The sequence below is a fragment of the Chryseobacterium cucumeris genome, from assembly GCF_016775705.1.
Classification (GTDB): domain Bacteria; phylum Bacteroidota; class Bacteroidia; order Flavobacteriales; family Weeksellaceae; genus Chryseobacterium; species Chryseobacterium cupriresistens.
In genome coordinates this window covers 79,585-91,170 of sequence record NZ_CP068760.1, presented here as the reverse complement: position 1 = coordinate 91,170, position 11,586 = coordinate 79,585, and the positions used below count along the sequence as shown (strand labels likewise).

Annotated in this window: 12 protein-coding genes and 1 other RNA gene; 7 read left to right on the top strand and 6 right to left on the bottom strand. The window is 36.4% G+C overall.

Going from position 1 to position 11,586, the window contains the following annotated elements:
• Nucleotides 1-11: 11 nt before the first annotated feature.
• Both JNG87_RS00445 and JNG87_RS00440 read right to left on the bottom strand, forming a co-directional pair.
• On the bottom strand, nt 12-686 hold the full coding sequence (locus JNG87_RS00445; protein ID WP_202841062.1) for a beta-carotene 15,15'-monooxygenase: 675 nt from the start codon (nt 684-686) through the stop codon (nt 12-14).
• Nucleotides 679-1,170 carry an RNA polymerase sigma factor gene (locus tag JNG87_RS00440; protein WP_002976998.1) on the bottom strand — a complete coding sequence of 164 codons (492 nt, stop codon included), beginning with the start codon at nt 1,168-1,170 and terminating at the stop codon, nt 679-681. The genes JNG87_RS00445 and JNG87_RS00440 overlap by 8 nt, the downstream gene beginning before the upstream one ends.
• A 188-nt stretch (nt 1,171-1,358) precedes the next feature.
• Between JNG87_RS00440 and rnpB the strand changes: the two genes are divergently transcribed.
• Nucleotides 1,359-1,682, top strand: an RNA gene (gene rnpB / locus JNG87_RS00435) — RNase P RNA component class A.
• A gap of 98 nt (nt 1,683-1,780) precedes the next feature.
• Here the strand turns inward: rnpB and JNG87_RS00430 are convergent.
• Together JNG87_RS00430 and JNG87_RS00425 are read right to left on the bottom strand one after the other, a co-directional pair.
• A complete protein-coding gene (locus JNG87_RS00430; RefSeq protein ID WP_202841060.1) occupies nt 1,781-2,650 on the bottom strand; it encodes a polyphosphate kinase 2 family protein in 870 nt (289 codons plus the stop codon).
• Between the two features lie 271 nt (nt 2,651-2,921).
• Nucleotides 2,922-3,386, bottom strand: a complete 465-nt coding sequence (locus JNG87_RS00425) for a DUF1573 domain-containing protein (RefSeq protein WP_110010053.1) — start codon at nt 3,384-3,386, stop codon at nt 2,922-2,924.
• A gap of 128 nt (nt 3,387-3,514) precedes the next feature.
• Between JNG87_RS00425 and JNG87_RS00420 the strand changes: the two genes are divergently transcribed.
• The 6 genes from JNG87_RS00420 to JNG87_RS00395 all read left to right on the top strand — a co-directional run bounded on the left by JNG87_RS00420 (nt 3,515) and on the right by JNG87_RS00395 (nt 10,208).
• The gene (locus JNG87_RS00420; RefSeq protein WP_202841058.1) at nt 3,515-6,130 is read left to right on the top strand and encodes a valine--tRNA ligase; all 2,616 of its coding nucleotides are present in this window, start codon (nt 3,515-3,517) and stop codon (nt 6,128-6,130) included.
• Nucleotides 6,131-6,216: 86 nt separating this feature from the next.
• Nucleotides 6,217-6,852 (top strand): DUF4241 domain-containing protein, encoded by a 636-nt coding sequence (locus tag JNG87_RS00415; RefSeq protein WP_202841056.1) that lies wholly within the window; start codon nt 6,217-6,219, stop codon nt 6,850-6,852.
• 67 nt (nt 6,853-6,919) lie between these two features.
• Nucleotides 6,920-7,810 (top strand): PfkB family carbohydrate kinase, encoded by an 891-nt coding sequence (locus JNG87_RS00410; protein WP_110010050.1) that lies wholly within the window; start codon nt 6,920-6,922, stop codon nt 7,808-7,810.
• Nucleotides 7,811-7,900: 90 nt separating this feature from the next.
• Entirely contained in the window at nt 7,901-8,746 is an 846-nt protein-coding gene (locus JNG87_RS00405; RefSeq protein ID WP_202841055.1) for a serine aminopeptidase domain-containing protein, read from the top strand.
• Nucleotides 8,743-9,387 (top strand): HD domain-containing protein, encoded by a 645-nt coding sequence (locus JNG87_RS00400; protein ID WP_202841054.1) that lies wholly within the window; start codon nt 8,743-8,745, stop codon nt 9,385-9,387. The genes JNG87_RS00405 and JNG87_RS00400 overlap by 4 nt, the downstream gene beginning before the upstream one ends.
• 227 nt (nt 9,388-9,614) lie before the next feature.
• Nucleotides 9,615-10,208 (top strand): hypothetical protein, encoded by a 594-nt coding sequence (locus JNG87_RS00395; protein WP_202841053.1) that lies wholly within the window; start codon nt 9,615-9,617, stop codon nt 10,206-10,208.
• A 43-nt stretch (nt 10,209-10,251) separates the two neighbouring features.
• Here JNG87_RS00395 and JNG87_RS00390 read toward each other — a convergent pair whose 3' ends face one another.
• Complete coding sequence (locus JNG87_RS00390) at nt 10,252-10,482, bottom strand: hypothetical protein (RefSeq protein ID WP_137905090.1); 231 nt, start codon at nt 10,480-10,482, stop codon at nt 10,252-10,254.
• A 115-nt stretch (nt 10,483-10,597) separates the two neighbouring features.
• The gene (locus JNG87_RS00385) at nt 10,598-11,488 is read right to left on the bottom strand and encodes a DUF72 domain-containing protein (protein WP_202841052.1); all 891 of its coding nucleotides are present in this window, start codon (nt 11,486-11,488) and stop codon (nt 10,598-10,600) included.
• Nucleotides 11,489-11,586: the final 98 nt, after the last annotated feature.

Sequence of the window (11,586 nt, the reverse complement as noted above, 5' to 3'; positions counted from 1 at the left end):
GCCTATGTATATTAATTTTCCTGAGAATCTATCTCTTTAAGCTGCTTCAGATTTTTATCAAGCTTTTTAATAATAGTACCATATACCAGTCTGTAATAAACCCAGATCATAGAGATTGCCAGTAGTGTGCTGACAGTAATTCCAACAATAATGATGGTGAGACTGGAGCTGGTAGGCTGTATATTCTGGGAATCTAATATATATAATATAAAAGCGATCAGCACAAAAGTGAATAGCAGCAGCAATACAATGCTGATCAGAATAAAGGCATTCACCGTTCTTTTGAACTTGATGATTCGTGTGATAAGCCCTTTCAGATTTTCCTCGATCTTTATTTTCCGGTAATTCTGATAGAATTTCAAGACGAAATAAGCTGTAATCAACAAGCTTAAGATTTTTATAGCCAGATAGGCATGGCCGAAGTTGCTTTCTACTTCAGGAGCTTCCTGCGCACCCAATCTTGTCAGCATTTTACGAAAACTTTCCGACTCTTCTTCCTGAAAAAAGTAGAACAACCCAAATACAGAAAAGAACAGGAATTCAATAACGCTGATCCAGAAAATATACTTCACATAATTACGTGATTTTCTATTCAACATCTGAAGAATCTCCTTGTTGTCATATTTAGGCTGGACAGGTTGTTCCTGCCATGTTTTCTTAAAGCTATCTAAATCAAATTCAGGCATATTTTTCCATCTGTTCTTTAAGGGTTTTCTTTAATCTGTTCATTTTTACACGTGCATTAACTTCAGTGATTCCGAGGTTTTCTGCAATGTCCTTGTAAGGCAGATCGTCAAGATACATCATGACAATGGCTCTTTCTACATTAGGAAGAGTCTTGATTACCGTATACAAAAGTGATACCTGCTGTTGTTTTTCGTCATCATCTTCCACAAAATCTCTGTGGTTGATATCAAGCTCATTGGTAGGAAGGCTTTTGCTTTTTTTTCTAAAGAGGGTAATGGCTGTATTGAGCGCTACACGGTACATCCATGTGGAAATTTTAGAGTTTCCTTTGAAAGAATCATAACTTCTCCAGAGCTGTAACACGATTTCCTGGAAAAGATCCTCTTCATCTTCCAGAGAATTGGTATACAAACGCGATACTTTAATAATCAGTCCCTGATTATCTTTGATAAGCTGCGCAAATTCTTTTTCTCTGGAATCCATAGATATATAATGGCACGAAGATAATAATAAACTGGTAATTAGGGGAAAATTATCATGTAAAATAGTAAAAAGGTAAAAAAATGCAAGAATAATATTGATACATCCATATCGTTTACGCAGCACTAACACCATTTAGCCATTTTACCGTTTTGCCTTTTTACCACAAAATTTGTGTACCTTTGCATCTGCGAGAAAATCGGCTTGTTGATTTCCTGTTTACAGGAGGTAGGAAAGTCCGGACACCATAGAGCAGCAAAGCGGATAACATCCGTCACCCGTGAGGGTAGGACAAGTGCAACAGAAAGCAGGTACAGTTCGGCTGTAGTGAAACCAGGTAAACTCTTTGCGGTGCAATGATAAGTATATCGGTTCTTTTCAGCAATGAAAATAGGGGCGGCTCGTCCTGAAAGCCGAGGGGTAATCAGCTCAAGTATTGCAGCAATGTAATACGTAGATAAATAACAGGCACTTCTTCGGAAGTACAGAATCCGGCTTACAGATTTTCTCGTGGTTTTTTTTAAGCTGGAAGTCATAGGCTTGAAGAATGAAGTTTCTCAAAACGTAATGATTTTAAATCTCCGTCTTCACGCTTCCACCATCCAACCCTATTTTATTCACTTTCCAATTGTCTTTTGGATTCCTGTAATTCCTGTCTGTCCTTATCGGAAAGAGTAGGATATTTGAGATTCATTTTCTCCAGGGTATCAATAATAATCTGAATAGCTGCTACTCTTGCAAACCATTTACTGTCTGCCGGGATTACATACCATGGAGCATAATCTTTTGATGTTTCATTGATGGCTTCCTCATAAGCTTCCATATATTGGCCAAACAACGCTCTTTCAGGAAGATCTCCGGCTGAGAATTTCCAGTTTTTTTCCTGTTCATCAATTCTGTCCAGAAGTCTTTGTTTCTGTTCATCCTTAGAAACATGTAAAAATATCTTCACAATAGTAGTTCCATTCTGTGAAAGGTGCTTTTCAAAATTGCGGATGCTCTCATACCTGTTTTCCCAGAATTTGCTGTCAAAATCTTTTACGGAAGACCATGTCTTTTCACTCAGATTATATTCAGGATGTACTTTACAAACCAAAACACTTTCATAATGAGAACGGTTGAAAATCCCGATCATTCCTTTCTGTGGCAGTGCCAGATAATGCCTCCATAAAAAATCATGAGAATATTCTTTCGAGCTGGGTGTTTTAAAACTGGTTACATTACATCCCTGAGGATTCACTCCTCCGAAAACATGCTCAATCATACTGTCTTTCCCTGCTGCATCCATAGCCTGTAATACCACCAGCAAAGACTGGCTTCCGTCAGCATATAATTTTTCCTGCAGCTCACGAAGTTTTTCCTTCTCCTGAATCAGCATTTGCTCTCCTTCTTCTTTAGTGAGCTTTCCATTATAAGATGTTGATGCTTTTTTTATAGAAAATTTTCCACTTACCTTAAAGTTATCTGAGAAGTCGGTGTCCATATTTTTTTATTTAAAGATAAAAGTAAAAAGATAAAAGTAAAAAGATAAAAGTAAAAAGATAAAAGTAAAGATGTTATTAAAACTCAATAGGGGTGGGCTTTAGCCCAGCCATTTAAAAAAAACCAAGGAGCTAAAACCTAAATCATATATATGATCAGCGTCCATACATTTACTGCAACCTATTACCTATCATCTTCCACCTAATCAAACATAAATGTAATAAAAAAACCGCCTCAATAGAGACGGTTCTTTTATTTTTTTTGAGTAGAGCTTACTTTGCAGCAGTCTTTTTTGCAAGTTTTGCAGCTTTTTTCTCAGCTTTGGCAGCCTCTTTCTGCTCAGCAGGAGTCAGTACTTTTGGCTCAGGAGCGTTTGCGTCTACGTTACCTTTGATGTAGATTACACTTCTGTTGTTTGCAGGGTCATTAGAGAAAACCTCAATCATTTTGTTGAAAGGGCCGGGGATCGCTGTATTGTATCCAACCTTGATCTTCGCAGACTTTCCAGGCATGATAGGATCCTGGCTGAATTCAGGAGTTGTACATCCACAAGAAGGTTTTACATTTGAAAGAATCAAAGGCTTATCCCCTGAATTCGTTACTGTAAAGAATCTTGTACCATCAGCATTAGGCTTGATAGTACCATAATCGAAAGTCGTTTTATCAAATGTAATGGTTTGTGCAGATGCCAGAGCAAATGTCCCGAATAGTGCAATTCCTGCAATTAATTTTTTCATATTCTTGAATGTTAATACGTTTGTTAGATAAATTTTGTGAAACAAAGTTAAAAATTATTTTAATTCATGCTTAAAAATTTTTTTCTTTAGACTATTTTTGCAAATTGCAAGCCAAAGAAATAGAATTTATGCAGATTTCAGAAAAGTACAATCCACAGGAAACAGAACAGAAATGGTACAATTACTGGCTGGAAAACAAATATTTCCACTCAGAACCTAACGACAAACCACCCTATACCGTGGTTATTCCTCCGCCAAACGTGACGGGGATACTACACATGGGGCATATGTTGAACAATACCCTTCAAGATGTTCTGGTCCGCCGTGCAAGAATGCGCGGGTTTAATGCTTGTTGGATTCCGGGAACAGACCATGCTTCAATTGCTACTGAAGCTAAAGTTGTTGCTAAATTGAAGTCTGAAGGAATCAATAAGTCAGATATTACCCGTGAAGAGTTTTTAGCCCACGCATGGGACTGGACTCACAAATACGGAGGAACTATCCTTGAGCAGTTGAAAAAACTGGGATGTTCATGTGACTGGGACAGAACCCGGTTCACTATGGAAGATAAACTTTCGCAGCAGGTTATCAAAAGTTTCGTAGACCTATATAATAAAGGACTCATCTACAGAGGCTATAGAATGGTGAACTGGGATCCGGAAGCGAAAACGAATATCTCTGACGAAGAAGTAATCTTTAAAGAGCAAAACGGGAAATTATATTTCCTTAAATATAAGATTGAAGGTTCAGAAGAGTTCCTTTCAGTAGCTACTACACGTCCTGAAACTATTTTCGGGGATACAGCGGTATGTATCAATCCGAATGATGAAAGATATGCACACCTGAAAGGTAAAAATGTAATCGTACCGATTGTTGACAGAGTAATCCCAATCATTGAAGATGAATATGTTGACATTGAATTCGGAACAGGAGCTTTGAAAATTACTCCTGCACATGACGTTAATGACTACGAAATCGGACAGAAACATCAGCTGAAAATGATTGATGCGCTGGATGATGACGGAAATCTTAATGAGCATGGTTTACATTACGCAGGGAAAAACAGATTTGACGTAAGAAAGCAGATTGCAAAAGAACTTGAAGAAAAAGATCTTTTGCTGAAAGCTGAAGACTACGTAAATAAAGTAGGAACTTCCGAGAGAACTGGAGCCGTTATTGAGCCTAAAGTTTCAGTACAATGGTTCCTAAAAATGTCTGAAATTGCTAAACCCGCTTTGGATGTAGTAATGGATGATGAGGTTAAGTTCTATCCTGAAAAATTCAAAAACACATACAAGCACTGGATGGAAAACATCCGTGACTGGAATATTTCCCGTCAGTTGTGGTGGGGACAGCAGATTCCTGCTTATTACTTTGGAGAAGGAGAAAATGATTTCGTAGTGGCAGAAACTAAAGAGGAAGCTTTAGAACTGGCCAAACAAAAAACAGGAAATTCGGATCTGACTGCAGAAAACCTTAGACAAGACGACGATGCATTAGACACATGGTTCTCATCATGGCTGTGGCCAATGTCTGTCTTTGACGGATTACTTGATCGTGAAAATAAAGATATCAACTATTATTATCCTACTTCTGATCTGGTTACAGGTCCGGATATTATTTTCTTCTGGGTAGCCAGAATGATTATGGCCGGATTGGAATACAGAAAAGAAGTTCCGTTTAAAAATGTTTATTTTACAGGAATTGTAAGAGATAAGCAGAGAAGAAAGATGTCAAAATCTTTAGGAAACTCTCCGGACCCTCTTGAATTAATGGACAAATATGGAGCAGATGGAGTACGTGTAGGAATTCTATTGAGTTCTGCAGCTGGAAATGACCTTCTTTTTGATGAAGATTTAATGCTTCAGGGAAGAAATTTCATGACGAAAATCTGGAATGCATTCCGTCTGATCAATATGTGGAATCATGAAGATAAGCCAGCTATTGAAACCGATAATCAGGCTATTGAGTGGTTTGAAAACAAGCTTAATAAAACAATTGCTGAAATTAATGATCAATTCGAGAAATTCAGAATTTCTGATGCATTGCATTTGATCTACAAATTAATTTGGGATGATTTTTGCGGTTGGTATCTTGAAGCGATTAAACCTAACTATGGCGAAGGAATTTCTAAAGAAGTATATCATAAAACGATCTATTTCTTTGAAGAATTGATGAAGCTCCTTCATCCTTTCATGCCATTCCAGTCTGAAGAGATCTGGCAGTTGATTTCAGAAAGAAGTATTGATGATGCGCTGGTTATTGCTCAACAGAAGAATGCAGAAAGCTTTAATGAAGAAGTAATTAAAAACTTTGAAATCACAGCTGAATTGATTTCAGGAGTTAGAAACTACCGCCAGACAAAAGGAATATCACCAAGAGAAGCAGTTGAGGTTTATACCAATGCATCTGAATTTGCCAATGAAGCTGTAGTAAGAAAGCTTGCTAATGTTTCTGATATCCATTTCGGACAGAAAACTGATAAGCCGAGTTTTACCTTCCTGGTAGGAGCAACTGAAGTTTCTATTCCTTTAAGTGAAAACTTAGATTTAGGAGAGGAAAAAGCTAAAACTGAGGAAGAACTGAAATATTTGAAGGGATTCCTGGTTTCAGTAGAGAAGAAGCTTTCCAATGAAAAATTTGTTGCGAATGCAAAACCAGAAATCGTAGAAGTAGAGCGTCAAAAGCAAAAAGATGCTCAGGATAAGATTGCGATCCTTGAAGAAAAACTGAAAAGTTTATAAAGTATAGACAATAAATTTTGTCAAAATCTCAGGCTGGGTACAGATGAAAATTGTATCCAGCCTGATGGTTTAAAAGAATAAATACAATGACACATATAGAAAACATACAAAAACTATTCTCGAAAGACTTTGTAGAAAGTCCGTTACTTGAAAGTTTTGAAGTAGGAAAGATTTATCTTTCAAGCGGGAAACTGGTTGCCTGTGATCCCTTGATCACCAATGATATGCTTCCTTTCACTACAGAATTTCCAAAAGGAGATTTTTCGGTAATGCTTCATAAAGAAAGAGAAAGTAACTGTGTGGCCTATGCCGAGATTATATTCAGTGATTCCGAAATTAAAGAATGGAAACTGGCAACCACAGCAGGACAGAAAATAAAAGATCTTGAAGAAGGAGAAGTGTTTGGATATCCTGTAGAAAGCGGGATGGGATGCCTGATGGATGTTGATACCCAAAACAGTCTTAACGAACTGGAACAGAGATTGTATCAGAATAAAGGAGGAGATTTTATGGGAATCTATGAAGAGTTTTTCCATGATTATTTCTTTGATGAAAACGGTGCCATAGATCAATATGCCTTTCTCAAGCCGGCAAAGGACCATCCCGGAACTATATTTGCTTTTGAAACCGGATATGGAGAAGGATTTTATGCCAGCTATATCGCTTATGATAAAGATCAACAACCCGTGAAAATAATTACTGAATTTATTGAGATAAGTTAATTTTAAATTAGTTATTTTTGAGACACAATTTTGTCAGTTATAAATTTTAAAGCTAATACAAAACACAATGAATTTCTCATCAGAACAACCTCGTATTATTGTTGTGGGCAGCTCATCGATAGATTTGGTTCTTGAAACCGAAAAACTTCCTTTGCCTAATGAAACCGTCTTAGCTGTCAAATCAGATAGTTATTTTGGAGGTAAAGGTGCTAATCAATCAGTAGGTACAGCCAGGTTGGGAGCAAGTGTATACTTTATCGGATGCGTTGGGATGGATCCTCTTGGACAGCAGATCATGAGGAATCTGGTAAGTGAAAATGTAAATGTAGGATTTGTTCATGAAACAGATAAAGAAGCTACGGGAACGGCCTATGTGACGACTTCTCACGGAAATGCGGCAATTGTTGTAGTACCTGCAGCCAATAAATATCTCAGCAAATCGCATATAGATGAAGCTGAGAAATATTTCAACACCACCGATCTTGTGCTGGTACAGCTTGAAGTCTCTATGGATGTTGTAGAGCATACCGTTAAAAAAGCTAAAAAATATGGGAAAAAGGTAGGATTATATGCCTCACCTGCCATGAGAGTCAGTGAAGAAATTTTAGAAATGGTTGACTTTATTGTGGCTAAAAGTAATGAGCTGTATGTTATTTTTGGGGAAGAAAAAAGAGAAGAAGTTCTTAAAAAATATTTCAATAAGGTATTTGTAAGGGATGACACCAATTCAACCATTTACTTTGATGGTACAGAAATGAAATATTACAGAAACGATAAGGACGAAAAAGTATATAAAATGGGAATGGGGGATGCATTTACATCAGGATTTGCCATTGCATTATGCCATGGGAATTCTATCGAAGATTGTGTGAAATTCGGGAATGAAGTTTCATCAAGGGTTTCAGGAGGCAAAGGCTCTCAGACAGGATTGCCAAGAATCTCAGATTTCTTTTCCTAAAGCTATTTACGACATATCAAAAGTCTGAAACTTAACATAAAAATATAAGTAAAATGTCCACTTTTATAGTGGATTTTTTCTTTTTATACTATGGAAAAACTAATATTAACCACAGAAGACCATGTCACACTAACTGCCCATTTGTTTAAACCGGAAAGAGACCATGGAAAATTATTACTGATCAATTCGGCGACAGGAGTAAAGCAGCAGATCTATTTTTCTTTTGCCAGCTACTTTTGTGAACAGGGATTTACAGTCATTACCTATGACTACAGGGGAATTGGACTTTCCAAACCGAAAAATATGAGAGGATTTCAAGGCTCTATGAGGCTTTGGGGTTCAAAAGATTATAAAACGGTAACTCAATATATCAAATCAGAATTTAAAGACTATAAAAAGTACTGTTTGGGGCATTCTGTAGGTGCATTGATTCTGGGAATGAATGAGGATTCCAACATCTTTGAAGAATTTGTTTTTGTAGGAACTCAAAATGCCTTTGTAGGAAACCTTAAAGGGAGAACAAAAGTTGAAGCGTATTTAGGCTTTGGAATTGCGCAGCCTTTAACTACTTCACTGTTAGGATATTTTCCGGCGCATTGGTTTGGATTGGGAGAAAGTCTTCCAAAAAATTGTGCATATGACTGGAGAACCTTAATTTTAAACAAGAAATCAACCAACAAGCTGTTGGAAAAAATTGATGATTTTTCTAAAAATTTAACTCAGAAAGTATTTGTAATCCGGGCTGAAGATGATGTATGGTTAACAGAAAAAGGAGTATTAAGTTTATTAAATAATACCTATTCAAATCTTAAACCTACGTACAGACTGGTGGCTGCTTCAGAATCTGATAAAAAAGAAATCGGACATATTAATTTTTTTAGAAGTTACAACAGCAAACTCTGGGATATTATTTTAAATGAACTGACAGATAAATGAAAAGTACGATTGACAACACAGTAGCATTTGTAAAAGAAAAATTAGAAGGGGCAGAAGCCGGGCACGACTGGTTCCATATTGAAAGGGTCTGGAAACTGGCTGCTCAGATAGCAGAAACAGAAGATTGTAACAAAGAGGTCGTGGAATTGTCTGCCCTTCTTCATGATATTGCTGATCCTAAATTTCATAACGGAGATGAAACCATCGCTCCCAAAATATCAAGAGTATTTCTTGAAGGGCAGAATGTACCTGAAGAAACCATTCAGAAGGTTTTATTTGTAATCGAAAATATTTCGTTCAAAAACAGAGATCAGGCGCCGGTAAACCCACCCATTGAACTTCAGATTGTACAGGATGCAGACCGTATTGATGCCATAGGCGCTATTGGAATTGCCAGGACGTTCAATTTTGGAGGTTTTAAAAATAATCTGATGTATCATCCGGATATGAAGCCCAAACTGGGAATGTCAAAAGAAGAGTATAAAAAATCTAACGGGACCACTATTAATCATTTCTATGAAAAATTACTGCTTCTGAAAGATATGATGAATACTGAAAAAGGGAAAAAAATGGCCGAAGAAAGACATAATTATATGCTGAATTTCCTCGACCAGTTTTATAAAGAATGGAATGTAGATTAGAAAATAGAATTGGAATGAATTGAATCAGAGTCTGCTTCTGCTTGCCAAAAATTAACTATCTGAATAAATATGGTATTTAACATTATCTGTTCGGATAGTTTTTATGAACATATATGCCAGGTTACTTCAAAGGAAATAAAGATAAAAAACTATTTTTAGGGCTGGTTAAAATTAAAAATTGGCCTTGGACATGGATAAAATAGAGATAAGAAGTATCTTTGTAAAATATGACACTCATTATTTTCATAATATTTTTAGCTTCTGTTCTTTCCTTGGTTCTCTTTAAGGTTAAATCAGGAAGCGTGGCCAGATGGACAAAGCTGTTTCGTATTGTAACGGTGGTTTTTTCAATTTCTGTTTTTACGTATTGGTTTATCAAGAAAAGTGCTGTGGCATTCGTGGATAATTCTGTGGGGCTTCAGGTGATTAATAAGCTTCCACAGGCATTAGACTTTTATTTAATCAAAGTAAATAAAACAGATCAGAACACTACTCTTGAACCTAAACATATCGGAAAAATACGTCCGGAGTACTACAGAGTAGAGTATCTCAAAATGGATAAGTCTGATGAATATTGGATTGCAGGCTATCTTGGAAAGAAAAACCTTGTGTACTTTTCTCAACATTCTGTACCCAATAAAAATATCGACCAGATTGTAGAAGTGCAGAACTACATCAATCAAAGTATGAAGCTTTCTGATGCTGCCAAAAAACAGGTGGATGCTTATAATTATGAGAATACAAAGCTAGGTATCTGGATTACATTAGACTTCCTGCTCCTGTTTCTCAATCTCGTATTGCTTCTTAGAAAAAATAAATAAAAAAGGTAATGAGTTTCAAATACTCATTACCTTTTTGTTTCTATTAAGGATAATCCAGAATTTGCATAATCCGCTCTTTAAACTCTTCAGGACAGGCTTTAATCAATCTATCCTTATTTTGTTTACTGATTTCTTTGGGTTCAAGCCATTCAATCTTGTTGAAATTCAGACTGTGATTATCATATACTCTTTTTATCGTATGGTTTTCATAAAAAATATAGTCATCACCAAGCCAGTTGGTAGCAATACTGATTGTACAAATTTCCTTTTCCATGATTTATGTTTTAAAGTATAATGTTGAGTGAAATACATTATACTCTAATATATGAATTTTTTCGTTATGTAAAGGAATAAGCTACAGTCTATCTCCACATTGACTTTATATCATATTAAAAGAGGGTTCCGGTGCTTTCTGCTGCCATTTGCGGAATATGAATATCCGTTTTCCATTCCTCATTCACTTTTTTGATAAAATAAGCAGATAATAGAGGAGATGCTTTTTCAATATTCTGGTGTACAAAGAAGTAAAGGTTCTGAAGACCTTCTTTCTTCCATTTGGTAAGGTGCTTCAGCCAGTCATCCAGTCTTTCGTAGTCACTTTCTGCATTGGCTCCCACATAACGGATAAATGCGTTGGGTGTGGTAAGACGCATGTGAAGCATATCTCTTCTTCCTGCAGTATCTACAATGATATTGGTAATATTATGAGCTTCAAAGAGTTCGCATGTTGTATTAAGTATTTCTTCATCGGTAAACCATTCCGTATTTCGGAGTTCTATGGCTAACGGAACTTCTTTTGGCCATTCCTTTACAAACTTTTCCAGTCTGTCATAATCCTTAGGTTTAAAATTATCATGAAGCTGAAGGAAAGCCATTCCCAGTTTTTCATCAAAATTAATAACAGCGGAAGCAAAATGAGTCACAGGATCCGTCACATCAATCAGCCTTCTGAAATGGGAAACGGTATTTGTGATTTTAGGAAAGAATTTAAAATTTTCCGGTGTTTTTTCTTTCCAGGTTTTTACCTGATCCGGAGTGGGCATTCCATAGAAAGTAGCATTCAATTCGATAGAATTAAACTGAGTGGCATAATAGGTGAGTTCATCCTTGGTTCCTTTAGGATAGAATCCTTTGAGATCTGTTTTATTCCATTTTGCACACCCGATAGAAATATTTTCCAGGCCTTTTTTATTAAGGGCCAGTATTTCTTTCGTTCTGGGATGATCTTTAGGTAATGTGAAATCTATTTTTGATGGGTCTTCTACTTGTCCGAATTTCATATCTGTAGTTTTGGTATTAAACAATGAACACAAATATAAACCAAAAATCTCAGAGCATTCTATGATTTCTATGGAAAGTAATCAGACAGAATCAGTAT